This is a genomic window from Pseudomonas sp. JL23, from assembly GCF_056933585.1.
Map to the genome: position 1 here is coordinate 642,716 of NZ_CM167795.1, position 22,749 is coordinate 665,464.

Consider the following 22,749-nt stretch of genomic DNA (forward strand, 5'->3'; position numbering starts at 1 on the left):
ATGCGAATGCGCCTTATGCTGTTGGGCGGCGGGAATGCCCTCGGGCAGGCGCTGATTCGCCTGGGTGCCGAGGAAGACATTGGCTTCCTCGCACCGCGTCCGCCGCAAGACGGCTGGGACGCTGCGAGTCTGACGCAACTGCTTGATGACACCCGCCCCGATGCACTGATCAACCTTGCCTACTATTTCGACTGGTTCCAGGCCGAAACAGTGAGCGAGACCCGTCTGGCCAGCCAGGAGCGCTCCGTCGAGCGTCTGGCCGAGCTGTGCCAGCACCACAATATTGTCCTCGTGCAGCCGTCCAGCTACCGGGTGTTCGACGGTTCCCGCGCCACTGCCTACAGCGAAAAAGATGAGCCAGTGCCTTTGGGGCTGCGCGGCCAGGCTTTGTGGCGGATCGAGCAAAGCGTACGTGCGGCCTGCCCGCAACATGTGCTGCTGCGTTTTGGCTGGCTGCTCGATGACAGCGCCGATGGCGTGCTGGGTCGTTTCCTGACCCGTGCCGAGTCTCCCGATGAGCTGCTGATGGCCGATGACCGTCGGGGCAACCCTACGCCCATCGACGACGCGGCCCGGGTGATCATTTCCGTGCTCAAGCAACTGGACTGCGCCGCGCCGCTGTGGGGCACTTACCACTATGCCGGGCACGAAGCGACTACGCCGTTGGCGTTGGGCCAGGCGATCCTGACCGAAGCCCGGGCCTTGCACCCGCTGGCTTTGGAAGCACCGACCGCCCAGGCCCACGCGGCCTTCGCCGACGCCGCTGAAGAGCCCCAGCACGCCGTCCTGGCCTGCAAGAAAATTCTCCACACTTTCGGCATCAAGCCGCGCGCCTGGCGTGCGGGTTTGCCCAGCTTATTGGATCGTTACTACCGCCATGTCTAACGCACCTGTTCTGGTTACCGGCGGCGCCGGTTTCATTGGTTCTCATCTGGTTGATGCATTGCTTGCCAAGGGTTACGCCGTGCGCGTGCTCGACGACCTGTCCACCGGCAAGCGCAGCAATTTGCCGTTGGACAATCCCAAGGTCGAGCTGATCGTCGGCGACGTCGCCGATGCCGCCCTGGTCGCCCGTGCCGCCGAAGGCTGCCAGGCCGTGGCTCACCTGGCGGCGGTAGCGTCGGTGCAGGCGTCTGTGGATGACCCGGTCAAGACTCACCAAAGCAACTTCATCGGCACCCTGAACGTCTGCGAAGCCATGCGTCAGGCTGGCGCCAAGCGCGTGGTCTATGCCTCCAGCGCGGCGGTGTACGGCAACAACGGTGAAGGCCAGGCCATCAGCGAAGACACGCCCAAGGCACCGCTGACGCCTTACGCTTCGGACAAACTGTCCGGCGAGCACTACCTGAACTTCTACCGTCGCCAGCACGCGTTGGAGCCGGTGATTTTTCGTTTCTTCAATATCTTCGGCCCACGCCAGGACCCGTCGTCGCCGTACTCCGGCGTGATCAGCATCTTCGCCGAGCGAGCCGAGAAGGGCGTGCCGATTGCTGTCTTCGGTGACGGCGAGCAGACCCGTGACTTCTTCTACGTCGGCGATCTGGTCAAGCTGCTGGTGCAGGCACTGGAATTGCCGGTGGCGCCGGAAGACGCGATCAACGTCGGCCTGAACAAGACCACTTCGCTCAACCAGTTGCTCAAGGCCCTGTCCGAGGTGATCGGCCAGTTGCCAGCGGTCAGCTACCAGGCCGCCCGCCCAGGCGATATCCGCCATTCCCGGGCCAACAATGCGCGTCTGTGCCAATTGCTGGTGCTTGAAGAGCCGACGCCGTTGGTGGAAGGTCTGGCGCGTTTGTTGGGGCGTTGATGACATCCTGTGGGACCGGCTTTAGCCGGGAAGGCGTATTCCCGGCTAAAGCCGGTCCCACAGGTGTGTGCATTTCAGCTTGATACCGCAGCGCTATTGCGCACCCACTCCCGCACCCGCCCATACGGATAATCTTCCAGCCCGGCAAAGCCGCTTATCCCTCGTGCCTTCAGCTTGGTAAATACCGGCACGCTGATGCCGCACAGAAAGCGTGTCAGGCATTCCGTGCTCGGCTCATCGCCTTTGTAATCCCGATACTTGCCGATGAACTCGCTGCACAACGCCTGAAAATCCATTGTGTGCAGGTCGTCCAACGCAGGCGGTGCCGGCAGCCGGGCGACTTTCCCCGTACACACTGAACAATGCCCGCAGCGCTGCGACGCCTGATGGTCGCCAAAGTAATCGGCCAGCCGCCGGCTCAGGCATTGTTCGCTGGCAAACAACTCAAGCATCGCGTGAATACGCTGTATCTCGCTGTTTTCGTGGCTGCTGAAGTAATCATGCAGTTCGACGCTGAGCGTCTGGGCGTTGAAACCCCCGGTCAGCACGCTGTAGACATCGGTCATCTGCTTGCTTTCCAGCTCGATCCAGCCCTTCTCCTGAAAGTAATCCAGAGCCTTCACCACGCGCCCACGTTCGGCCTGATGACGCTGATACAGCGCGTCGAAATCCACCGTTGCCCAGGTCCTGGCCCTTTTTGACGTCTCAATCAATGCCTGCACGAACTGCTGACGCTCACCGTCGAAACGCTGGATCAGCGCATCGGGCTCAAGCAGAAATTTGAAGCGATACTCGGCGTAATAGGCGTAACGCGGGGCGATCAGGCCACGCAGTTCCAACTGTACCAACAAGGTCTTGAGCGGTAACGGACGTACATTGCTCTGCTCCGACAGCGGCCCGAGGAGGAATTCCCACTGGCCGTGGGGCACCGCATCGTGCAGTTCATCCAAAACGTGACGGATCCCGGACAGCTCCGGCGTATCGCCGTAGACGAAATTCTCCAACACGTTGAGGCTGTCGCGATTGGCCAGAACCAGGCAGTCCGACGCCGCACCATCACGCCCGGCCCGGCCGATTTCCTGGCTGTAGTTCTCGATGGACTTGGGCAGGTCGAAATGCACGACGTTGCGGATATCGCTCTTGTCGATGCCCATGCCGAAGGCGATGGTGGCGACGATGCAGTTGAGTTGCCCGGCCATGAACTGGCGCTGGATGGCTTCGCGTTGTTCGTTGGGCAGCCCGGCGTGATAGGCACTGGCTGGCAGGCCGTTCTGCTGCAGATGTGCGGCGATGAATTCGGCGGTTTTCTGCAGGGTGACGTAGACGATGGTGGGCTGCCCGGCCTTGGGCGCGAGCCAGTCAACCAGACGCTGGCGCTTGTCGCGCCCGGCCACGGGCTCCACCAGCAGGTTGAGGTTGGCGCGGTAGAAACCTGTGGTGACCACATCCTGCGGCGCAATGGCAAAGCGCGCCTGCATATCGGCAATCACCTGGGGCGTTGCGGTGGCGGTCAGCAGCAGCGCTTGGGGGATATTGAACTCGCGTTGGTAGTCCGGCAGTTTCAGATAGTCGGGGCGGAAGTTATGCCCCCATTCGGAGATGCAGTGGGCTTCGTCGATGACCAACAGGGAAATCGGCACCTGGGCGATAAAATGGCGAAAGCGCTCGTTCTTCAAGCGCTCCACCGACACCATCAGGATCTTTAATTCCCCCGCCCGGGCCTGGGCCATGACCCGAGCGACATCCTCGCGACTCTGCGCCGAATCAATACTGGCCGCAGCGATGCCGTGACGATGGAGGAACGCCAATTGATCCTGAATCAACGCCAAAAGGGGCGAAATAACCAGGGTCAGATGGGGCAGCATCAGAGCAGGTAGTTGGTAACAGAGTGATTTGCCGGAACCGGTGGGGAAAATCGTCGCCGCCGAGCGTCCGGCCAACACGGCACTGATGGCCGCCTCCTGACCGGGGCGAAACCGTGAATAACCGAAGACCTGTTGAAGACGCTGGTACATGGGCTGCCACTCCATTGGCTGCTGTCAGAGCCCAGCACCATAGATCGGTACGCGCACCTGAGAAACCGCCAAAGCATTACAAAAGAGCAGGGAGCATACACAGTTGTGGGACCGGCTTTAGCCGGGAATATGCCTTCCCGGCTAAAGCCGGTCCCACAGGCCTGATTCCAAACCATAAAAAGGCACCGCGAAGGTGCCTTTTTTGTTTGGAGGGGCTGCTATCAGAACTTGTAGCCGACACCAACCATGTAGACCCAAGGGTCGATATCCACGTTCACTTTGGTCTTGCCGACGCTTAGGGCTGACGGGCCGTCGACGCTGGCCTTGGTGTCGATATCGATGTACCAGACCGAGGCGTTGAGCATGATGCGATCGGTGAGCATGTAGTCCATGCCGACCTGGCCAGCAAAGCCAACCGAGTCCTTGAGCTTCAGGTTGCTGAAGCCTTCCTGTTTGCGGGTGCCGCTCAAGTCGGTGTCGAAGAACTTGGTGTAGTTCAGGCCGACGCCCACATAAGGCTGGAACTTGGAGGCCGAATCCATTGGGTAGTATTGCAGCGACAGGGTCGGTGGCAGTTGTTTCACGTCTGCCAGCTTGCCGTCCAGGCCAGCGCCCAGGCCCTTGACCGAAACGGTGTGGCTGAACGGAGTGGCCGCCAGCAGTTCCACACCAATGTGGTTGGTGATCATGTAGGCGAAAGTCAGGCCCAGTTGAGTGGAGTTATCAACCGTTGCCTTGGTGCCGGAAACCTTGGCCCCGTCCAGCTTCACGTTGCCGCTGTCCTCGTTTGGAACGACCCGTGCAGCGCCTGCGCGGACGATGAAATCACCCGGCTCGTGGGCTTGTGCAACGAGCGGAGTGCAGAGGGCAAGCGCGACAAGGGAAGCGCTGAGCAGGGACTTGTTCATGGTGGCTCCAGAGAACGTTTCAAATTGATACGTTCATGTTACGGAGCAGCACAAAGCGGATTTTGACTCAGCTCAATGAAAGGTGCGGCGGCTCAGGAATCCGGCAACTCATAGACCAGAATCTTGTCTGCTTCCATTTCGTACCCGGCAGTCGCCAGTTCGCTGCTGGAGGTCTTGACCTTCATCGGCCCCTCGATCCAGTACGGCTGATACAACTCATCGACCTTCACGCCCAGTTCACTGGTGACATGGACGATCTGGTTCGGCGGCGGTGGCGGCACATGGATGCAGGCGCCGAAATATGGCACCAGCAGAAACTCGGTGACGCGACCTTCCTCGCTGACTTCCAGCGGCACGATATAGCCCGGCAGGCGCACCTGCTGGCCGTCCAGCGCCTTGACCATCGGTGCGTCGGGGGCCAACTGGTGAGCGGCCGGTGACGACTCCACCGACAGCGCGTCGGACATCTTCGACAGGTCGTGCAGCGGCGTCATCACCGGCGCCACCTTGGGTGCGTCCGGCGGGATCATCTCTTCCCAGGTCAGCACCCGTGTCTGCGCGGCCCACAAAGATGGGCTGGCGATCAGGGCAAGCACAAGCAACAAACGATGTATTTGCCTGCTGTTCATAAGCTATCTCTCGTTATCGGTGCCTGTGGGAGCGTGGCTTGCCCGCGAAAAACGATAACGCGGTGCCTCTGATTCACCGTGTCAACTTCTTCGCGGGCAAGCCTCGCTCCCACAAAAATCCAGTTACTTCTGTTGGTTAGGTTTTTACAAACGAATCGACAAGCCATCGGCCAGTGACTGGCGATAGGCGCGCCACGCGGGCACCACGCCCATCAACAAGGCAGCAAGCAGGATGCCGCCAAGCAGCTGCCATTCATAGGCGCTGGGCAGCGACAGCGGCAAATACAAACCGTAATTGGACTGCACATAACTCTGGGCCACGGCTATCCCGGCATACAGCAAGGCCAGGCCGCTCACCGCGCCAGCCAGGGCCAGGGCAAAGGCTTCGAGGATCAACAGACTGGCGACATGCCAGGGCCGCGCGCCCACCGAACGCAGGATCGCCATCTCGCGGCGACGCTCGTTGAGGCTGGTGAGGATCGCCGTGAGCATGCCGATCAGGCCGGTCAGCACCACGAACAGCGAGATCACGAACAACGCCTGCTCCGCCGTGCCCATCAGGCTCCACAACTCCTGCAAGGCCACGCCCGGCAGAATCGCCAGCATCGGCTCGCCGCGGAATTCATTGATTTCACGCTGCACCGAGAAGGTCGCGATCTTGCTGTTCAGGCCGAGCATAAAAGCGGTGATGGCGGTGGGCGTCAGGTCCATGTTGCGGGCTTGATCAGCCGATATCCGTTCGTTGCCACGGGCCGGCACACCGTTGTGCCAGTCGATATGAATCGCCTCCATGCCGCCGAGGCTGATATGCAACGTGCGATCCACCGGCGTGCCGGTGCGCTTGAGGATGCCGACCACGGTGAACGGCTTGTCGTCGTGCTTGACCAGGCTGATCACCGCCACGCCATGGGACAACACCAGTTTGTCGCCGAGCTTGTATTTCAAGGCATCGGCCACTTCTGCGCCGAGCACTACTTCGAATGGATCGGTGGCAAACGCCCGACCCTCGGCCAGTTCCAGGTGCTGCTGGCGTCCGAACTGGTAGTGCTCGAAGTAGGACTCGTTGGTGCCCATGACCCGATAACCGCGATGGGAGTCGCCCAGGGAAATCGGGATCGCCCATTTCACCTGCTTGTCGTTGGCGAAGTGCTCGAAGCTGTCCCAGCGAATATTGTTGGTGGCATTGCCGATGCGAAACACCGAATACAGCAAAAGGTTGATCGAGCCCGAACGCGCGCCGACGATCAGGTCGGTGCCGCTGATGGTGCTGGCGAAACTGGCGCGGGCTTCGGTGCGCACCCGCTCCACGGCGAGCAGCAGGCACACCGACAGGGCAATGGCGAACGCGGTGAGGAAGGCCGTGAAGCGGCGGTTGGCCAGACTGGCCATGGCCAGGCGCAATAAATACATGTCAAACCTCAGGAGCGACGGCGGCGCGGTTCAGCTCGGCCAGGGACAGATGACGGTCGAACAGCGGGGCCAGGCTCTGGTCATGGCTGACAAACAGCAGGCTGGCTCCGGCTTCGCGGCACTCGGCAAACAACAGACGGATAAAGGCTTCCCGGGCATCAGCATCCAGCGCCGAGGTGGGTTCATCGGCAATCACCAGCTCCGGTTGGCCGATTAGCGCACGAGCAGCCGCGACCCGCTGCTGCTGGCCGATGGACAGCGAGTCGGCACGGCGCGCCAGCATGGCCGGGTCTTTCAGGCCCAAGTGAGCGAGCAGGGTGGCCGCTGCCTGATCGACGCTGCCATGGCGCGTTACGGCCCGGGCGGCGCGGCTCTTGGAGAAGCGGCAGGGCAGCTCGACGTTTTCCCGCACCGAGAGAAACGGCAGCAGATTGAACTGCTGGAAAATATAGCCGGTGTGATCGACGCGAAAACGGTCGCGGGCGCCGGCGGCCAGTTGCGTCAGCTCCTGACCGAGCAGGCGGATGCTGCCACGGTCAGGCCGCTGCACACCGCCCAGCAGGCCGAGCAACGTGGTCTTGCCGCTGCCGCTGGGGCCCTTGAGAAACAGGGTTTCCCCCGGCTCCAGGCGGAATGCCGGAATATCCAGCAACGGCGCCTGACCCGGCCAGGCGAAGCTCAGCTCGGACAGCTCGATGAGGGCCTGATCGCTCATCAGAATTTGAACGAGGCTTTGGCCGGGGTCGCTTCGGCACCGAACTGACCGCGTGGGGAAACCGCCTGCACGAGGATTTTCTGTGTGGCCGGGAAGTCCTTGAAGATCTGAGTCAGGTCCAGTTTGGTGATCACACCGGGCGCATCGCAGACGAAAACATAGTGGCCATGGATTTCGCTGTGCTCGTGGTGCTCGCCGGCTTTGGCATCGTCGTCATGGTCGTGATCCTCGACTTTGTCGCCGAACAACGGGCTTTCCAGCTTCTGCGACTGCACCGAGCAATGCGCCGCTTCCGGCACGCTGAACAGGGCGTGGGATTTTTGCAGGAACTCACGGGCGGCGACGATCTTGGCCTTGTCTTCCGGGGTACTGGCTTCGTGCTCGAAACCGACGATATTCATCGACGGGCTGTCGAACTCGAACTCCAGCGTGCGGCCGTCAAGCGCCACGTCCAGCCGCCCGACACCATGCTCGTGGGCGCCGAGGCTGCCGTGCTCGTGGGCATCGGCGGCCATCGCGGCGGTCAGGGGCAGAAGGGTCAAGGGCAGGGCGAGCAGCAGACGGCGCATAAAACAGACTCCGGACATGACTGAATGAAAATCGTTATGTGATCTTATAACAATTATTCCGGCCGGTGACTGTGAAATTTAACCTTGCACTTCCCACGGGCACACGCGACGCATCTGGCTGGCAAGGCTGTAGACCGGCTGTCGCCCGGCATGGGTGGTCCAGCGCAGGTGCTCAATCAGGCGATGTTCGTCAGGTGTCAGAAAGGCAAAGCCCAGGCGTTTGGCTTCAAGCAGGGTTTCGAGATGGCGGGCGGATTTGCCGGGTTTCATGCTGAGGCTCCTTCGTTATTGTTCAGGAGCTGCCGGGGAGAGGGTGGCAGCTGTACGCGGGTTCGCAGACCGAGGTACGAATCAACACGGCACACCCGCAGGTGTCCCACATACAGCCGCCATATAGCTTTCAGGCTAGTAGACGGTTAAACGACTCGTACTTTCGGGCTGCGAAACCCAGTCGCTGCAGTTGGTGCGGCGACCGGCGCACATTACGCATTTGGACTTTAGGCCGGGAGGTAACAGTAGCTACTAATGCTGTAGGAAGTCTCTTGAAATGACTTCCATAAATCGGCTTAAGCCCGTTCTGCTTCCAGTCTTGCCAGTTTCGGGAAAAAACTCGCCGTCGGCATTAGCAGGCGTAGCGGGTTTGGCGGGGAAGGGATAAAGCCGAGCTTATCCTTATAAAAGTTTGCGGCGTACTGATCTTTTGCATCGACCGTGATGAACGCGACCCCGGATTGCTTGGAGAGGGCATACACCCGTCGAAAGGCGTCTGCGATGAGCCTGTTGCCGAGTCCTTTGCCCTGCATTTCCCTGGCGACAGCCAAACGGCTCAAAAGCACCGCCGGCATGGGATAGCGGGGCATCTTCCTGGTCATCTCGTCGCTCAGTTCTGCCAGCGAAACTGCGCTATTGGCGAGCGTGTAATAACCACGCAGCGATCCATTTTCCAGGTAAAGAAAGGTTCGAGAGAGGTTTCTTTTTTCATCCTGACTGGAGTGCTGAGCGATGTAAGCGTTAAGGGCGGTGTGGTTTTCGCAATCGAACGCAGAGCGATCAATCGACCTGTCGTAGCCGATGGTGATGAAATCCATTCAGGCGGGGCCTCATCGAAGTGCCAGGATCTCGTTGAGTGCTTCATTCGGTTCGCCCGGATTATCAAGCAGGTGATACGCGGTGTCCGCATCCATCCAGGTCATGCCGCACGGGTCGACAAAGTGAGTCTCCTGGTCATGGATAACCGAGCAAATCGACAAGGCCTGCACCACCTTCTGTAATTCGTGCAACTCACGCTCGAGGGTGGACAACTGAAGCGTTCGTACGGTGCGAGACTTTTTCGAAACCGATGAGCCAGCCAAGGCTTTTGATGCATTGCGTTCAACGATATCACTGGCTCGTGAAACGACTTTGGCAAGTTCCGAATCGGCGGCTGGGGCTACTCGGCTGAGTTTTGATAGGGCTATTGGCTTGACCATGATAAGAATCCTTACTGGCGGCAATCGTAACATCGCGGTGCTGTGTCACTTATAGGCGGCGTTGGCAAAGTGGCAGGCTAACGCTTTAGTAGAATGCTGTGTCGGCGGGACAGGAAAATCAGAAAAAGACTACGACACTCCGAGTCTGTTTCTCTTGGCTCGGCTTTCTGCAAAAAAAGGAGAAAACGGGACATGCTACGAATTCGCGGAACCATCGGCGATCTGCCGGTGGATTTGACGCTGGAGCTGGACGAAGGCGATTGGGCGCAGTTGGGTGCGCAATTGCAGGCGGCCAAGCCTCAAGCGGCTGCGCCGATGGCGCCGGGCAAGCCTTTGAATCAGGACGATGTGATCTGGCAGACGGCCAGGGAGCTGCTGCGCCAGGCCGGGCAGATGAGTGGGCCGGATCTGCTCGCGCAACTGGAAGGGCTGACGGGCAATACCGCAGCAGGCAAGCGCCTGTTAGTGAGGTTGCGGCATAGCCCGCAAGTGAAGGTGGAAAGCAGCGCGGATACGCCGGTGTATAGCTGGGTGTAAGTGTTATCGAAGGCTCTTGTGGGACCGGCTTTAGCCGGGAAAGCGTCGGAACATCCGATAAATGCCTGTGATCCGGCAGACGTCTTCCCGGCTAAAGCCGGTCCCACAATGTTGGTCGTTAAACCTCAATACAACGCCGCAAACAACTTGCGTCGATACGCCGTCACCAACGGGTGGTCATTGCCCAGCAGGTCGAACACTTGCAGCAAGGTCTTGTGCGGCAGGCCGTCGGCGTAGCTGCGGTTGCGGATAAACAGTTTCAGCAGACCGTCCAGTGCCGCTTCGTATTGCTGGCGGGACAGATGCTGGATGGCCAGTTGGTGGGCCGCTTCGTCGTCCAATGGGTTCTGCGCCAGGCGCGCCTTGAGGTCGGCGGCGTCGGGCAGGCTGGCGGCTTCGGCGAGGAAGGTCAGTTGTGCGCGGGCGCCGGCCAGATCGGCCTTGTGCTCGTCGCTCTTGACTGCATCGAGCACGGTACGGGCTTCGCCCAGTTCGCCACGTTCGGCCAGGCAGCGCGCGTAGAGGATCAGCGCGGCAGCATTGGTATTATCTTCGCTGAGGATCTGCTTGAGCAGGGCTTCGGCTTCGGCGAAATGGCTTTCGCTAAAGGCACTCTGGGCCAGTTGCAGCGGATCAACCTCGGCCGGTGGCGGCATAACGACGTGCTGTTCGAGGATCTTGCGGATCTCTGACTCGGGTTGCGCACCGGCAAAGCCATCTACCGGCTGGCCGTCCTTGAACAGCACCACGGTGGGCAGGCTGCGGATGCCGAAGCGGGCGACGATGTCCTGCTCGATATCGCAGTTGACCTTGGCCAGCAGCAATTCGCCCTGATAACTCTCGGTGATTTGCGCCAGCAGCGGCATCAGCACTTTGCAGGGCGCACACCACTCGGCCCAGAAATCCACCAGCACCGGTTGATCGAAGGATTTGTCCAGCACCAGTTGGTCGAAGGTCGCAGTGGTGACGTCGAAGATGTACGGGGTGTCCTGGCTCATCACAAGTCTCGGGAATCTGAATGCCGTCAACTATAAAGGCCGCGAGGCTTTGCTGAAAGCGGCGAATCAGTCAGCGGTCCGTTGCGTGTGATAGAGGCTGACGTCGCGGAACTCATGGGGCTCGGCCAGATCGGGCAGGGTGTGGGCGTGGAGCATGCCCAGGCGCCGGTAGGCCGGGTGGGCAAAGTCGCGGACCCGCGAGTCTGCCACCAGGGCTTCACGGCCACGGCCGAGGAAGGCATCAAGCAGCGGCAGGTTGGCGCGGTCGTAGAGCACGTCGGCGACCAGGATCAGGTCGTAGCGGTCGGCTTCGTTGAAGAAGTCCGTCGAATAACCCAATTCCACCTGATTGAGTTCGGCATTGGCCCGGCACGCAGCAATGGCCAGCGGGTCGAGGTCACAGGCCACCACTTCGAGGGCGCCGGCTTGTTTCGCGGCAATCCCGGCCACGCCCGAACCGGCACCGAAATCCAGCACGCGCTTGCCGGCGACCCACTCGGGCTGCTCGGCGAGAAAGCGTGCCAGCGCCAGGCCACTGGCCCAGCAGAAGCTCCAGTAAGGCGGCTCGTCGAGGATGCGGCGGGTTTCTTCGGGGCTGAAGGCGCGGTCCATGTTGTCGGCGTCGATCAGCCACAGGCGCAGATCAGTACCCGGCAGTGGCGTCTCCACCAGCCGGGCGTCACCGAGCAGTTCGCTCAATGACGCTTGAAGTTCGCTCAGTGGCTGTTGCAGCTCGATCACGGCGCCGTAACGAACTGCAGAGCGCCGAGGGCCTGGGTGTTGGCTTCCTGAATGCGTACCGACGGCAGATGCAGGATCAACTGGCCGGACTGGCTGGCACGACCGCGCAATTCAACGCGAGCGCCGGGCGGGAAGGCTTCGGGGTTGAAGCGCAACTGGAAGGGCAGGGACTGGTTATTGCCGAGCAGTTTGGTGCTCGACAGCAGTTTTTGCGGACGATTGCGCTCATCGATCACCAACAGCGCCAGCTCGACTTCGGCACCCTTTGGCACGCCGAGCAACTGGCCGCTCAACTCGCGCTGATAGGGCAGCAGCGGGCCAGGACCCTCCGGCAACTTGATGGCCTGGGTCGCGGTAGCGGGCTTGGCGGCGGGCTTGGGCGGCTCGGTGCTGCTACAGGCGGCCAGCAGGCCTGCCAGACAGAGCAAAACAAGCGGTCTGAGGGTCATGAACAGCTCCAGCAAAACAGAATACGAAGGACAGCAGCAACCGCTCAGGTATAGGCGATACAGCACTGTAGCGCTGTGCTGCGCGTCTATATACCGCAAAGCCGGAAACTTGTCTTGTGGCCCGCTGGACGGTCGGGTTGCGCTGAAACCGTAACAACCCATAACATGACCCACCTTATTTATTGTTGCCTGCCACCATGCACTGTCCCTTCTGCGGTGCCAACGACACCAAAGTCATCGACTCACGCCTCGTCGCCGAGGGTGAGCAAGTCCGTCGCCGTCGCGAATGCCTGGCCTGTGGCGAGCGTTTCACGACCTTCGAAACCGCCGAACTGGTGTTGCCGCGCCTGATCAAGCAGGACGGCAGCCGTCAGCCGTTCGACGAAGAAAAGCTGCGCGCCGGCATGCAGCGGGCGTTGGAGAAGCGTCCGGTCAGTGTCGAGCGCCTGGAAGCGGCGTTGGCTCATATCAAGCACAAGCTGCGCGCTACCGGCGAGCGCGAAGTCAAATCCCTGGTCGTGGGCGAGTTGGTCATGGCCGAGCTGCAAAAGCTCGACGAAGTGGCCTATATCCGTTTCGCCTCGGTTTACCGGCGCTTCCAGGACCTCAACGAATTCCGCGAAGAAATCGACCGTCTGGCCCGCGAGCCGAATAAAGAGTGAGTGCCCGCTTGACTGAACAAAGCGCTTTGGATGTCCACTACATGGCTCGTGCGCTTGAGTTGGCGCGCAAGGGTATTTATTCCACGCATCCCAATCCGCGGGTCGGCTGCGTCATCGTGCGTGAGGGCAAGATCGTCGGCGAAGGCTGGCATGCCCGTGCCGGCGAGCCCCATGCCGAAGTCCACGCCCTGCGTCAGGCAGGCGACAAGGCCCGTGGCGCTACCGCCTACGTGACCCTCGAACCCTGCAGCCATTTTGGCCGCACGCCGCCATGCGCTGATGCGCTGATCAGCGCTGGCGTGAGCCGGGTGGTTGCGGCCATGCAGGACCCCAATCCCGATGTCGGCGGTCATGGCCTGTTGCGCCTGATGAGCGCGGGCATCGCTGTGCAGAGCGGTGTGCTGGAAGCTGAGGCGCGGGCGCTGAACAAAGGCTTTCTCAAGCGCATGGAAAAGGGCCTGCCCTACGTGCGAGTGAAACTGGCCATGAGCCTGGACGGGCGCACTGCCATGGCCAGCGGCGAAAGCCAGTGGATCACCGGCCCCGAAGCCCGAGCCGCGGTGCAGCGTTTGCGTGCGCAATCGAGTGTGGTGCTGACCGGTGCCGATACCGTGCTGGCCGACCGTGCCCGCCTGACCGTACGCCCCGATGAGCTGGGCCTGAATGCCGAGCTGACCGCCTTATGCGTCACCCGTCCGCCGCTGCGCGTATTGATCGACGGGCGCCTGCGTGTGCCGTTGACCGCTCCGTTCTTTCAGGAAGGTCGTGCCCTGGTCGTGACCTGCGCTGCGGCATCGGCCCGCGTGCGCTATCACGAGGAAGGCCACGAGATGCTGGCCATGGCCAGTACGGCCGGGCATGTCGACCTGCGCAAGCTGTTGGTTGAGCTGGCTTCCCGGGGCGTCAACGACGTGCTGGTCGAGGCCGGGCCGCGACTGGCCGGGGCTTTTACCCGTCTGGGCCTGGTCGATGAGTATCAGATTTTTATCGCGGGCAAGTTCATGGGCTCCTCGGCCCGGCCGCTGCTGGATCTGCCGCTGTCGCATATGAGCGAGGCGAAGGAACTGCAAATCGTGGAAATGCGCGCTGTGGGCAGTGACTGGCGAGTCATCGCAATCCCTGCCCAAACCTCGTGAAAACTACTGCGCTCGAAAATACTGCGTTGAAAGCAGGCTCGGAATGCTCATTTACAACCAGTAAACTCCGCTTCCTCGCCTGTTTTCGCCTTGTCTTTTCTTCGCTCGCTACGTTTTCACGAGGTTTGGATGAAATGCGTATAATTTTCGGCTTTCGCTTATAGCGCTGGCTTTGTTCTCCTGGAGGACCTCATGTTTACCGGCATCATTGAATCCATCGGCAGCATTCGCGCCCTGACCCCCAAAGGCGGCGATGTCCGCGTTTACGTGGAAACCGGCAAGCTCGACCTGGGCGACGTCAAACTGGGCGACAGCATCGCAGTCAACGGCGTCTGCCTGACGGCGGTGGAGCTGCCAGGCGACGGTTTCTGGGCTGATGTCAGCCGCGAAACTCTGGACGTGACCGCGTTCAACGAATTGAAAGCGGGCAGCCGGGTCAACCTGGAAAAAGCCCTGACCCCGACCACGCGCCTGGGCGGCCACCTGGTCAGCGGCCATGTCGACGGCATTGGTGAAGTGATTTCCCGCGAGGAAAACGCCCGCGCCATCCAGTTCCGCATCCGCGCGCCGCGCGAGCTGGCCAAGTACATCTCGCACAAGGGCTCGATCACCGTCGACGGCACCAGCCTGACCGTCAACGCAGTCAACGGCGCCGAGTTCGAACTGACCATCGTGCCCCACACCCTGGCCGAGACCATCATGGCCGACTACCGCCCAGGTCGTCAGGTCAACCTTGAAGTGGACCTGCTGGCCCGTTATCTGGAGCGCCTGCTGCTCGGTGACAAGGCTGCCGAACCAACTTCGGGCGGCATTACCGAAAGCTTTCTGGCCGCCAACGGCTACCTCAAATCCTGAATTGAAGGGGGTGCCTTGTGGCGCTCAACAGCATTGAAGAACTGGTAGAAGACATTCGCCAGGGCAAAATGGTCATCCTCATGGATGACGAAGACCGCGAGAACGAAGGCGACCTGATCATGGCCGCCGAATGCGTGCAGGCCGAGCACATCAACTTCATGGCCAAGTACGCCCGTGGACTGATCTGCATGCCCATGACCCGTGAGCGTTGCGAAAACCTCAAGCTGCCGCTGATGGCTGCGCGCAACGGTTCCGGTTTCGGCACCAAGTTCACCGTGTCCATCGAAGCCGCCGAAGGTGTGACCACCGGTATCTCCGCCGCTGACCGTGCCCGCACTGTGCAAGCCGCTGCTGCCAAGGATGCCAAGGCTGAAGATATCGTCAGCCCCGGGCATATCTTCCCGCTGATGGCTCAGGCCGGCGGCACCCTGTCCCGCGCCGGTCACACTGAAGCCGCCTGCGATCTGGCGCGCATGGCCGGTTTCGAGCCAAGTGGCGTGATCTGCGAAGTGATGAACGATGACGGCACCATGTCCCGTCGCGCCGAACTGGAAGTGTTCGCCGCCGAACACAACATCAAGATCGGCACCATTGCCGACCTGATTCACTACCGCATGATCCACGAACGTACCGTTCAGCGGATTGCCGAGCAGCCGCTGGACAGCGAACTGGGTCAGTTCAACCTGGTGACCTACCGCGATTCGGTGGAGGGCGACGTCCATTTGGCCCTGACACTGGGCAAGATCTGCGCTGAAGAACCGACCCTGGTTCGCGTGCATAACATGGACCCGCTGCGCGACCTGCTGATGGTCAACCAGCCCGGCCGCTGGAGCCTGCGCGCCGCCATGAGCACTGTTGCCGAGGCCGGCAGCGGTGTCGTGCTGCTGCTTGGTCACCCGCTGGATGGCGACGTGCTGCTGGCGCATATTCGCGAAACCGCCGGGCAGACTGTGGTCAAGACACCGACCACTTACAGCACCGTCGGTGCCGGTTCACAGATCCTGCGTGACCTCGGGGTGCGCAAAATGCGCCTGATGAGTTCACCCATGAAGTTCAATGCGATATCCGGTTTCGATCTGGAAGTTGTAGAATACGTGCCCTCCGAATAAATCCGGCGGGCGCCGCGCTGTGAAAACCTTCGCGTTTTCACAGCAAATGCTGCCTGCTGTTACGATTCGTGGCCTAAAATCCATAAAAACACGCCGAACTGGCGTGTTTGCTCTTTATAAAGACGAGACTCTCGCGAATGACTCTGAAGACCATCGAAGGTAACTTCATCGCTCCCCAAGGTCGCTATGCCCTGGTGGTTGGCCGTTTCAATAGCTTCGTCGTGGAAAGTCTGGTGAGCGGCGCCGTTGACGCCCTCGTCCGCCACGGCGTCAAGGAAAGCGACATCACCATCGTCCGCGCACCGGGTGCCTTCGAGCTGCCGCTGGTCGTGCAGAAAGTCGCCCAGCGCAGCGAATTCGCTGCCATCGTCGCCCTCGGCGCAGTCATTCGTGGCGGTACTCCGCACTTCGAATATGTTGCAGGCGAGTGCGTCAAGGGTATCGCCCAGGTCTCCATGGAATTCGGCGTACCGGTTGCCTTCGGCGTGCTGACCGTGGATTCCATCGAGCAAGCCATCGAGCGTTCCGGCACCAAGGCCGGTAACAAAGGTGCCGAAGCTGCCCTGTCCGCCCTGGAAATGGTCAGCCTGCTGGCGCAGTTGGAGGCCAAGTGATTTCCGACGACAGCGATCAATTCAACCCGCGTGACCCCAAGTCTCCTGAAGCCGCCAAGGGCAAAAGCGCCAAGCGTCGCGAAGCGCGCCAGCTGGCGACCCAGGCGCTGTACCAGTGGCACATGGCGAAGCACACCATGACTGAAATCGAAGCGCAGTTCCGCGTTGACAATGATTTCAAGGATGTCGATGGCGTCTACTTCCGCGAGCTGCTGCACGGTGTGGGCACCAACAACACCGAGATCGACACCGCTCTCAAGCCTTGCCTGGACCTGACCATCGAAGAGCTGGACCCGGTCGAACTGGCCATCCTGCGCCTGTCCACCTACGAGCTGCTCAAGCGCGTTGATGTGCCGTATCGCGTGGTGATCAACGAAGGCATCGAGCTGGCGAAAGTCTATGGCTCCACTGACGGCCACAAGTTCGTCAATGGCGTGCTGGACAAACTGGCCCCGCGCCTGCGTGAAGCTGAAGTCAAAGCCTACAAGCGCTGACTCGGGCGCGCCTGCCGCCCGGCACCTTCTGTGGGACCGGCTTCAGCCGGGAAGGCCGTATAACTGGTGAGACAAATGTGTCGATCATGCCTGCGCCTTCCCGGCTAAAGCCGGTCCCACGTTAGTCCGATGTTTGCCTGGCTGCGTGACGAGATTGAAATGGGCGAGTTCGAACTGATCCGCAACTACTTCGCCGCTGCGCCCTGTGCTCAGGCGGGCGAAGGTGTTGCTCTGGGCATTGGCGACGATTGTGCGCTATTGACCCTGCCGCCCGGCGAGCAACTGGCGGTGTCCACCGATACCCTGGTTGCCGGGGTGCATTTTCCCGAGGTCTGCGATCCGTTCCTGCTGGGCCAGCGTGCCCTGGCGGTATCGGCAAGCGATCTGGCGGCCATGGGCGCCGCACCTTCTGCCTTTACCCTGGCCCTGACCTTGCCGTCAGTCGATGCCGGCTGGCTGCAGGATTTTGCCCGTGGCTTGAATGTCATGGCTCAGTTCTGTTCGTTGCGCCTGGTCGGCGGCGATACCACGCGCGGCCCGCTAAGCCTGACCCTGACTGTCTTCGGTCACGTTCCTGCCGGTCAGGCTCTGACTCGCAGCGGTGCTCGGGTGGGCGACCTGCTGTGTGTCGGTGGCGATCTCGGCGAGGGTGCGGGTGCCCTGGCTCTGGTGTTGAACCAGCGCACGGCCCCGGCCGCCATCAGCGAAACTTTGCTGGCCCGCTACTGGTCGCCACAGCCGCAATTGGCTCTGGGCCAGGCGCTGCGGGGCAAGGCTACGGCGGCGCTGGATATTTCCGACGGGCTGTTGGCCGATTGTGGGCATATCGCGTTGGCCTCCGGCGTGCGCCTGCGCATTGAGCGCGAGCGGCTGCCGCTGTCGGCAGCACTGCTTGGTTTGTTGGAAAAAGACGCCGCACAACAGGCTGCCCTGAGCGGCGGCGATGACTATGTACTAGCGTTCACCTTGCCGCCGGAGTTTTTGTCCGGACTGCTCGATGCCGGTTGGCCGATCCGTGTCATCGGCACCGTCGAAACGGGGCAGGGTGTGGTGCTGACCGATGCCGATGGGCAGGACATCACTCCGTTGACGCGGGGTTATCAACATTTTCGGGAGACACGGTGACAGATCAGCCAAATCAGGTTACGGCCCAGGCCGTGATGCCGTCGGTATGGAGCAATCCCTGGCATTTCCTGGCCTTCGGTCTTGGCTCTGGCACCATGCCTAAAGCCCCTGGCACCTGGGGCTCGCTGGTCGCGGTGCCGTTCATGCCGCTGTGGCAGATGCTGCCGGGCTGGGGTTACGGCTTGATGCTGGTGCTGACCACGCTGTTCGGCTTCTGGCTGTGCGGCAAGGTGGCAGACGATCTGGGCGTGCATGACCACGAAGGCATCGTCTGGGACGAAATGGTCGGCATGTGGATCACCCTGTGGGACGTGCCCCAGGGTTGGTACTGGCTATTGGCGGGCTTCTTGATGTTCCGTTTCTTCGACATTCTCAAGCCGTGGCCGATCAGTTGGATCGACCGCCATGTGCATGGGGGGACGGGCATCATGCTCGATGATGTGCTGGCCGGTGTTTTCGCTTGGCTGGGTGTGCAAGCGTTGATCTGGGGAACGCATTTGCTCTAGGAGAGCATCATGAGCAGTCGCAGATGGTGGATGTTGTGCTGGTCGATGTTGTCGACGCTTTTACCCATCTTTCCGGCGACGGCTCAGGAGCATTCGTCTGCGCCCGTGATCAGCGAGATCTTTCTGGTCGGTGAGCCGCGCAGTGACTACACCGACATTGATGGTCGCGGCTTGGGCTGGGACATCCTGCGTCTGGTGTTCGAGCCGCGCGGGATCACGGTAAAAACCAACTCCGCCTCTTATGTGCGAGCCGTTGGCCTGGTCAAGCAGGGCGCGGTGGATGCCTGGGTCGGCTCCTACGCGGCCGAAACCAACGGCGTGCTGTACCCACGCTGGCATTTCGATGCTGATCGCATCTATGCCTTGGGGCTGGCCAACAACCCGGCACCGAGCCTGATCAACCTGCGTCACTACCGCCTGGCCTGGATACACGGTTACCAGTATCAGCGTTATCTGCCCGGTGTCAGCCGATTCGAAGAAGTGTTGCGGCGCGACAATGTGCTGTCGATGTTGCAGCACTCGCGGGTGGATTTTTATATCGACGCGCAGCCGGAAGTTGATTTTCTGCTCAGCCAGACCCCGAGACCAGACCTTTATCTGGCGACTTATCTGACAGATCTGCCTCTGTTTTTGGTGTTTTCTGACACGGATAAGGGCCGGGTCCTACGTACGATCTATGACGAGCGTATGGAGCAATTGATCACCAGTGGCCAGTTGCGGCCAGTCTTCGAGCGCTGGAAGCGGCCTTATCCCTTCGAGGCGGCGGGCATGCAAACCAGAGGTTTGAGCAAATGACCAATCGATCTTATTGATCTGAATGCTCAATAATTCGGCATAAGCGTCTGTAGGAACCTACTGTTACAATGCCGCCCTGTTAATCCACACCCTCATACAGATCAGGAGCACAAGGTGCCCGTCGTATTTGTTGCTGCTTCCAAGCTGCCTACCCCTTTTGCGCAATTCACCATGCATGGCTTTCTTGAGCAGGCAACCGGGCGTGAACATGTCGTTTTGAGCCTCGGTGATATAGCCGATGGCGCTCCCGTACTCGGTCGCGTGCATTCGGAATGCCTGACGGGCGACGCCCTGTTCAGTCAGCGCTGTGATTGCGGTTCTCAGCTCGAAGCCGCCCTGCGTGCCATTGCTGCCGAAGGTCGTGGTGTATTGCTCTATCTGCGTCAGGAAGGTCGTGGCATTGGCCTGATGAACAAAATCCGCGCCTATGAGCTGCAGGATGGCGGTGCCGACACCGTTGAAGCCAACGAGCGCCTGGGCTTTGCCGCCGATCAGCGTGACTACGCTATCTGCCTGCCGATGCTGCAGCATCTGGGCGTCGAGTCGCTGACATTGATGACCAACAACCCGCGCAAGGTGAAAGCCCTGACGGACATGGGCATCAAGGTCGCCAAGCGCGTACCGCTGCACACCGGCCATAACCCGCACAACAAACTGTACCTGGCAACCAAGGCTGGCAAGCTTGGCCACATGATGGGCAACGAGCACCAGAGCGAGACCGACAAGGCGTGACCCGCCATAACAGACGCCGCCGTTTGGCTCTGGCCTGGTGGTGGCAGTTGCTGTTGGTTGTGTTGCCGGTGGTAGTCATCAGCCGTTGGTTCGGCGCTTCTCAAGCACTGGCGCCGATGTTGGCAATGCCCGCCTTTATCGTCGGGATCAGCTCGATGTTTGTCAGCCTGCGCCCGTTTGGCCGCTACAAACACGTCCTGATCGCTACCGGCAAAGCCCTCGACACCCCTGAAGAAGATGCCGCCTGGCGCAACCTTGATGCTGCCCGCCGCAAGGCGATGCTGGCTGCCAGTTTGCCTGCATGGATTGCCGCGATAGCGGTGTTCACCGGGCTGGAAGCAGTGCCGCTGTGCCTGCTGACGCTATCCAGTGTGGTGTTGTTGTATCTCTACCGGATACCGCGGCAGTTGGCGTGAGGTGCGGACCTTGTGCTGTGAACACTGGACTGTGGGACCGGCTTCAGCCGGGAAGGCGGTAGTACTGGCGCCGAAAATGCATCGCCCATACCGTCCTCTTCCCGGCTAAAGCCGGTCCCACGATGTCATTCCAGTCTGTGGGTGTCAGCCAATCAACGCCAACCGCTCATTGATCGCCGCTTCAATTCCCGCCTCATCCAGCCCGCACTCGGCCAGCATCTGCGCAGGCTTGGCGTGTTCGACGTAGGCATCCGGCAAGCCCAGGTGCAGCACAGACTTGAGGATGTTTTCCCGCGCCAGGAACTCGCTGACAGCGGCGCCAGCACCGCCCATGACGGCGTTCTCTTCCAGGGTCACCAGTAGCTCGTGATTGGCAGCAGCTTCGCGGATCAGGGCTTCGTCCAGCGGTTTGACGAAGCGCATGTCGATCACCGTGGCATCCAGTCGCTCGGCGACTTTCAGCGCTTGCGTCAGTTGCACACCGAATACCAGGATGGCGACGCCCTGACCGTTGCGGCGAATCACGCCCTTGCCGATTTCCAGCGGCTCGAGACTGCTCTCGATCACCGCGTTCGGGCCGCTGCCGCGTGGGTAACGCACGGCGGCGGGGCCGACGAAGTGGTAGCCGGTGCTGAGCATGCGGCGCAGTTCGTTTTCATCGCTCGGCGTCATGATCAGCATGCCGGGGATGCAGCGCAGGTAAGACAGGTCGAAGCTGCCTGCGTGGGTCGGGCCGTCTTCGCCCACCAGACCGGCGCGGTCGATGGCGAACAGCACGTCGAGGTTCTGCACCGCCACGTCATGCACCAACTGGTCGTAGCCGCGTTGCAGGAAGGTGGAGTAGATCGCCACCACCGGCTTGCTGCCTTCGCAGGCCATACCCGCCGCCAGGGTCACGGCGTGCTGCTCGGCAATGGCAACGTCGAAGTACCGCGTCGGGAAGCGTTCGCTGAACGCCACCAGATCAGAGCCTTCCTTCATGGCCGGGGTGATGCCGACCAGCCGTTCGTCGGCAGCGGCCATGTCGCAGATCCAGTCGCCGAACACCGCTGAATATTTCGGGCCTACGGCCTTTTTCGGGGCGGCAGCCGGTGCGTTGAGCGGATCGAGTTTGGTAATGGCGTGGTAGCCGATCGGGTCGACCTCGGCCGGGGCGAAACCCTTGCCCTTTTTCGTCACCACATGCAGGAACTGCGGGCCCTTGAGGTCACGCATGTTGCGCAGAGTGGCGATCAGGGTCGGCAGGTCGTGGCCGTCGATCGGGCCGATATAGTTCCAGCCCAGCTCTTCGAACAGGGTGCCGGGGACCAGCATGCCCTTGGCGTATTCTTCGGTGCGCCGGGCAATTTCCCAGGCGCCGGGCAGGCGCGACAGCACTTTCTTGCTGCCTTCGCGCATGCTGGCGTAGGTGCGGCTGGAAAGGATCTTGGCCAGGTAGTTGGACAGGCCGCCGACATTGCGCGAAATCGACATGTCGTTATCGTTGAGGATAACCAGCATGTTGGCGTTGACTTCCGGCGCGTGGTTCAGCGCCTCGAACGCCATGCCTGCGGTCAGGGCGCCGTCACCGATCACCGCAATGGCCTTGCGCTCGCTGCCTTGCAGACGGGCGGCAATGGCCATGCCCAAGGCGGCGCTGATGGACGTGCTGGAATGGCCGACGCCAAAGGTGTCGTACTCACTCTCGCTGCGCCGCGGAAAGGCGGCGATGCCGTCCTTCTGACGCAGGGTCGACATGCGTTCGCGCCGACCGGTGAGGATTTTATGCGGGTACGCCTGATGGCCCACATCCCAGACCAGACGGTCGTCGGGGGTATCGAAGACGTAATGCAGGGCGATGGTCAGTTCGATCACACCCAGCCCGGCACCGAAATGCCCGCCGGTCTGACCAACGGTATAGAGCAGCTCCAGGCGCAGTTCATCGGCCAGGGCTTCCAGCTCGGCTTCTCCCAACCGACGCAGTCCGTCCGGCGTTTGCGCACGGTCGAGCAGAGGCGTGGTCGGGCGTTCGCGGGGAATCTCTTTGAACGTCGTGGGCATCAGGCGAATCGTTATAAG

27 protein-coding genes are annotated in these 22,749 nt (G+C 61.1%); 14 read left to right on the forward strand and 13 right to left on the reverse strand.

All coding sequences use genetic code 11. The features are described 5' to 3' along the window. On the forward strand, window positions 1-885 hold the full coding sequence (locus tag AC1Z24_RS03105) for a sugar nucleotide-binding protein (protein ID WP_483744488.1): 885 nt from the start codon (window positions 1-3) through the stop codon (window positions 883-885). After that, a complete protein-coding gene (locus AC1Z24_RS03110; RefSeq protein ID WP_483744489.1) occupies window positions 878-1,807 on the forward strand; it encodes an NAD-dependent epimerase/dehydratase family protein in 930 nt (309 codons plus the stop codon). Before AC1Z24_RS03105 ends, AC1Z24_RS03110 begins: the two co-directional genes overlap by 8 nt. A gap of 74 nt (window positions 1,808-1,881) precedes the next feature. Here AC1Z24_RS03110 and AC1Z24_RS03115 read toward each other — a convergent pair whose 3' ends face one another. The 9 genes from AC1Z24_RS03115 to AC1Z24_RS03155 all read right to left on the reverse strand — a co-directional run bounded on the left by AC1Z24_RS03115 (window position 1,882) and on the right by AC1Z24_RS03155 (window position 9,522). Further along, entirely contained in the window at window positions 1,882-3,822 is a 1,941-nt protein-coding gene (locus tag AC1Z24_RS03115) for a RecQ family ATP-dependent DNA helicase (protein ID WP_483744490.1), read from the reverse strand. Window positions 3,823-4,043: 221 nt separating this feature from the next. Continuing rightward, the gene (locus AC1Z24_RS03120; protein ID WP_483744491.1) at window positions 4,044-4,730 is read right to left on the reverse strand and encodes an OmpW/AlkL family protein; all 687 of its coding nucleotides are present in this window, start codon (window positions 4,728-4,730) and stop codon (window positions 4,044-4,046) included. 92 nt (window positions 4,731-4,822) lie between these two features. Then, complete coding sequence (locus tag AC1Z24_RS03125) at window positions 4,823-5,359, reverse strand: DUF3299 domain-containing protein (RefSeq protein ID WP_483744492.1); 537 nt, start codon at window positions 5,357-5,359, stop codon at window positions 4,823-4,825. Between the two features lie 144 nt (window positions 5,360-5,503). After that, entirely contained in the window at window positions 5,504-6,769 is a 1,266-nt protein-coding gene (locus AC1Z24_RS03130) for an ABC transporter permease (RefSeq protein WP_483744493.1), read from the reverse strand. 1 nt (window position 6,770) lies between these two features. Beyond that, window positions 6,771-7,484, reverse strand: a complete 714-nt coding sequence (locus tag AC1Z24_RS03135; RefSeq protein ID WP_483744494.1) for an ABC transporter ATP-binding protein — start codon at window positions 7,482-7,484, stop codon at window positions 6,771-6,773. Next, window positions 7,484-8,053 carry a DUF2796 domain-containing protein gene (locus tag AC1Z24_RS03140; protein ID WP_259104599.1) on the reverse strand — a complete coding sequence of 190 codons (570 nt, stop codon included), beginning with the start codon at window positions 8,051-8,053 and terminating at the stop codon, window positions 7,484-7,486. Before AC1Z24_RS03140 ends, AC1Z24_RS03135 begins: the two co-directional genes overlap by 1 nt. A gap of 78 nt (window positions 8,054-8,131) precedes the next feature. Then, a complete protein-coding gene (locus tag AC1Z24_RS03145; RefSeq protein WP_483744495.1) occupies window positions 8,132-8,323 on the reverse strand; it encodes a hypothetical protein in 192 nt (63 codons plus the stop codon). A gap of 296 nt (window positions 8,324-8,619) precedes the next feature. Further along, window positions 8,620-9,141 (reverse strand): GNAT family N-acetyltransferase, encoded by a 522-nt coding sequence (locus tag AC1Z24_RS03150; RefSeq protein ID WP_483744496.1) that lies wholly within the window; start codon window positions 9,139-9,141, stop codon window positions 8,620-8,622. A 12-nt stretch (window positions 9,142-9,153) separates the two neighbouring features. After that, window positions 9,154-9,522: a hypothetical protein gene (locus tag AC1Z24_RS03155; RefSeq protein ID WP_483744497.1), complete on the reverse strand. Its 369-nt coding sequence runs from the start codon at window positions 9,520-9,522 to the stop codon at window positions 9,154-9,156. Window positions 9,523-9,714: 192 nt separating this feature from the next. Between AC1Z24_RS03155 and AC1Z24_RS03160 the strand changes: the two genes are divergently transcribed. Further along, entirely contained in the window at window positions 9,715-10,059 is a 345-nt protein-coding gene (locus tag AC1Z24_RS03160; RefSeq protein ID WP_483744498.1) for a hypothetical protein, read from the forward strand. Between the two features lie 125 nt (window positions 10,060-10,184). Here AC1Z24_RS03160 and trxA read toward each other — a convergent pair whose 3' ends face one another. From trxA to AC1Z24_RS03175, 3 genes are all read right to left on the reverse strand, one after another. Next, a complete protein-coding gene (gene trxA / locus AC1Z24_RS03165; RefSeq protein ID WP_483744499.1) occupies window positions 10,185-11,057 on the reverse strand; it encodes a thioredoxin in 873 nt (290 codons plus the stop codon). 66 nt (window positions 11,058-11,123) lie between these two features. Beyond that, window positions 11,124-11,789, reverse strand: a complete 666-nt coding sequence (locus AC1Z24_RS03170; protein ID WP_483746509.1) for a class I SAM-dependent methyltransferase — start codon at window positions 11,787-11,789, stop codon at window positions 11,124-11,126. A gap of 5 nt (window positions 11,790-11,794) precedes the next feature. Further along, window positions 11,795-12,247, reverse strand: coding sequence for a hypothetical protein (locus tag AC1Z24_RS03175; protein ID WP_483744500.1), 453 nt, complete (start codon window positions 12,245-12,247; stop codon window positions 11,795-11,797). Between the two features lie 197 nt (window positions 12,248-12,444). Between AC1Z24_RS03175 and nrdR the strand changes: the two genes are divergently transcribed. The 11 genes from nrdR (at window position 12,445) to AC1Z24_RS03230 (ending at window position 20,691) form a co-directional block, all read left to right on the forward strand. Continuing rightward, a complete protein-coding gene (gene nrdR / locus AC1Z24_RS03180) occupies window positions 12,445-12,909 on the forward strand; it encodes a transcriptional regulator NrdR (protein ID WP_259104609.1) in 465 nt (154 codons plus the stop codon). Between the two features lie 41 nt (window positions 12,910-12,950). Next, window positions 12,951-14,045 carry a bifunctional diaminohydroxyphosphoribosylaminopyrimidine deaminase/5-amino-6-(5-phosphoribosylamino)uracil reductase RibD gene (gene ribD, locus AC1Z24_RS03185; protein ID WP_483744501.1) on the forward strand — a complete coding sequence of 365 codons (1,095 nt, stop codon included), beginning with the start codon at window positions 12,951-12,953 and terminating at the stop codon, window positions 14,043-14,045. A gap of 192 nt (window positions 14,046-14,237) precedes the next feature. After that, the gene (locus tag AC1Z24_RS03190) at window positions 14,238-14,900 is read left to right on the forward strand and encodes a riboflavin synthase (protein WP_259104610.1); all 663 of its coding nucleotides are present in this window, start codon (window positions 14,238-14,240) and stop codon (window positions 14,898-14,900) included. A 17-nt stretch (window positions 14,901-14,917) separates the two neighbouring features. Next, window positions 14,918-16,009 carry a bifunctional 3,4-dihydroxy-2-butanone-4-phosphate synthase/GTP cyclohydrolase II gene (gene ribBA, locus AC1Z24_RS03195; RefSeq protein ID WP_259104611.1) on the forward strand — a complete coding sequence of 364 codons (1,092 nt, stop codon included), beginning with the start codon at window positions 14,918-14,920 and terminating at the stop codon, window positions 16,007-16,009. Window positions 16,010-16,146: 137 nt separating this feature from the next. Continuing rightward, the gene (gene ribH, locus AC1Z24_RS03200) at window positions 16,147-16,623 is read left to right on the forward strand and encodes a 6,7-dimethyl-8-ribityllumazine synthase (protein ID WP_259104612.1); all 477 of its coding nucleotides are present in this window, start codon (window positions 16,147-16,149) and stop codon (window positions 16,621-16,623) included. Further along, window positions 16,620-17,117 (forward strand): transcription antitermination factor NusB, encoded by a 498-nt coding sequence (nusB, locus tag AC1Z24_RS03205; protein WP_483744502.1) that lies wholly within the window; start codon window positions 16,620-16,622, stop codon window positions 17,115-17,117. Before ribH ends, nusB begins: the two co-directional genes overlap by 4 nt. A gap of 159 nt (window positions 17,118-17,276) precedes the next feature. Continuing rightward, a complete protein-coding gene (gene thiL, locus AC1Z24_RS03210) occupies window positions 17,277-18,242 on the forward strand; it encodes a thiamine-phosphate kinase (protein WP_483746510.1) in 966 nt (321 codons plus the stop codon). Between the two features lie 35 nt (window positions 18,243-18,277). After that, window positions 18,278-18,748, forward strand: a complete 471-nt coding sequence (locus AC1Z24_RS03215; RefSeq protein WP_483746511.1) for a phosphatidylglycerophosphatase A family protein — start codon at window positions 18,278-18,280, stop codon at window positions 18,746-18,748. Window positions 18,749-18,757: 9 nt separating this feature from the next. Beyond that, window positions 18,758-19,543: an ABC transporter substrate-binding protein gene (locus tag AC1Z24_RS03220; RefSeq protein ID WP_483744503.1), complete on the forward strand. Its 786-nt coding sequence runs from the start codon at window positions 18,758-18,760 to the stop codon at window positions 19,541-19,543. Window positions 19,544-19,657: 114 nt separating this feature from the next. Continuing rightward, window positions 19,658-20,275 (forward strand): GTP cyclohydrolase II, encoded by a 618-nt coding sequence (gene ribA, locus AC1Z24_RS03225; RefSeq protein WP_259104617.1) that lies wholly within the window; start codon window positions 19,658-19,660, stop codon window positions 20,273-20,275. Further along, on the forward strand, window positions 20,272-20,691 hold the full coding sequence (locus tag AC1Z24_RS03230; protein WP_483744504.1) for an MFS transporter: 420 nt from the start codon (window positions 20,272-20,274) through the stop codon (window positions 20,689-20,691). Before ribA ends, AC1Z24_RS03230 begins: the two co-directional genes overlap by 4 nt. A 144-nt stretch (window positions 20,692-20,835) precedes the next feature. Here the strand turns inward: AC1Z24_RS03230 and dxs are convergent, their stop codons facing one another. Beyond that, a complete protein-coding gene (gene dxs, locus AC1Z24_RS03235; protein ID WP_483744505.1) occupies window positions 20,836-22,731 on the reverse strand; it encodes a 1-deoxy-D-xylulose-5-phosphate synthase in 1,896 nt (631 codons plus the stop codon). Between the last annotated feature and the right edge of the window lie 18 nt (window positions 22,732-22,749).

Coding starts and splice junctions, on each gene's coding strand:
- AC1Z24_RS03190 (WP_259104610.1), top strand. CDS start 14,238: ATGTTTACCGGCATCATTGAATCCATCGGCAGCATTCGCGCCCTGACC.
- AC1Z24_RS03215 (WP_483746511.1), top strand. CDS start 18,278: ATGCCGTCGGTATGGAGCAATCCCTGGCATTTCCTGGCCTTCGGTCTT.
- AC1Z24_RS03105 (WP_483744488.1), top strand. CDS start 1: ATGCGAATGCGCCTTATGCTGTTGGGCGGCGGGAATGCCCTCGGGCAG.
- AC1Z24_RS03145 (WP_483744495.1), bottom strand. CDS start 8,323: ATGAAACCCGGCAAATCCGCCCGCCATCTCGAAACCCTGCTTGAAGCC.
- ribH (WP_259104612.1), top strand. CDS start 16,147: ATGACTCTGAAGACCATCGAAGGTAACTTCATCGCTCCCCAAGGTCGC.
- AC1Z24_RS03140 (WP_259104599.1), bottom strand. CDS start 8,053: ATGCGCCGTCTGCTGCTCGCCCTGCCCTTGACCCTTCTGCCCCTGACC.
- AC1Z24_RS03150 (WP_483744496.1), bottom strand. CDS start 9,141: ATGGATTTCATCACCATCGGCTACGACAGGTCGATTGATCGCTCTGCG.
- thiL (WP_483746510.1), top strand. CDS start 17,277: ATGGGCGAGTTCGAACTGATCCGCAACTACTTCGCCGCTGCGCCCTGT.
- AC1Z24_RS03125 (WP_483744492.1), bottom strand. CDS start 5,359: ATGAACAGCAGGCAAATACATCGTTTGTTGCTTGTGCTTGCCCTGATC.
- AC1Z24_RS03130 (WP_483744493.1), bottom strand. CDS start 6,769: ATGTATTTATTGCGCCTGGCCATGGCCAGTCTGGCCAACCGCCGCTTC.
- AC1Z24_RS03220 (WP_483744503.1), top strand. CDS start 18,758: ATGAGCAGTCGCAGATGGTGGATGTTGTGCTGGTCGATGTTGTCGACG.
- AC1Z24_RS03160 (WP_483744498.1), top strand. CDS start 9,715: ATGCTACGAATTCGCGGAACCATCGGCGATCTGCCGGTGGATTTGACG.
- AC1Z24_RS03115 (WP_483744490.1), bottom strand. CDS start 3,822: ATGTACCAGCGTCTTCAACAGGTCTTCGGTTATTCACGGTTTCGCCCC.
- trxA (WP_483744499.1), bottom strand. CDS start 11,057: ATGAGCCAGGACACCCCGTACATCTTCGACGTCACCACTGCGACCTTC.
- AC1Z24_RS03120 (WP_483744491.1), bottom strand. CDS start 4,730: ATGAACAAGTCCCTGCTCAGCGCTTCCCTTGTCGCGCTTGCCCTCTGC.
- AC1Z24_RS03110 (WP_483744489.1), top strand. CDS start 878: ATGTCTAACGCACCTGTTCTGGTTACCGGCGGCGCCGGTTTCATTGGT.
- AC1Z24_RS03135 (WP_483744494.1), bottom strand. CDS start 7,484: ATGAGCGATCAGGCCCTCATCGAGCTGTCCGAGCTGAGCTTCGCCTGG.
- AC1Z24_RS03175 (WP_483744500.1), bottom strand. CDS start 12,247: ATGACCCTCAGACCGCTTGTTTTGCTCTGTCTGGCAGGCCTGCTGGCC.
- nrdR (WP_259104609.1), top strand. CDS start 12,445: ATGCACTGTCCCTTCTGCGGTGCCAACGACACCAAAGTCATCGACTCA.
- ribD (WP_483744501.1), top strand. CDS start 12,951: ATGGCTCGTGCGCTTGAGTTGGCGCGCAAGGGTATTTATTCCACGCAT.
- AC1Z24_RS03155 (WP_483744497.1), bottom strand. CDS start 9,522: ATGGTCAAGCCAATAGCCCTATCAAAACTCAGCCGAGTAGCCCCAGCC.
- dxs (WP_483744505.1), bottom strand. CDS start 22,731: ATGCCCACGACGTTCAAAGAGATTCCCCGCGAACGCCCGACCACGCCT.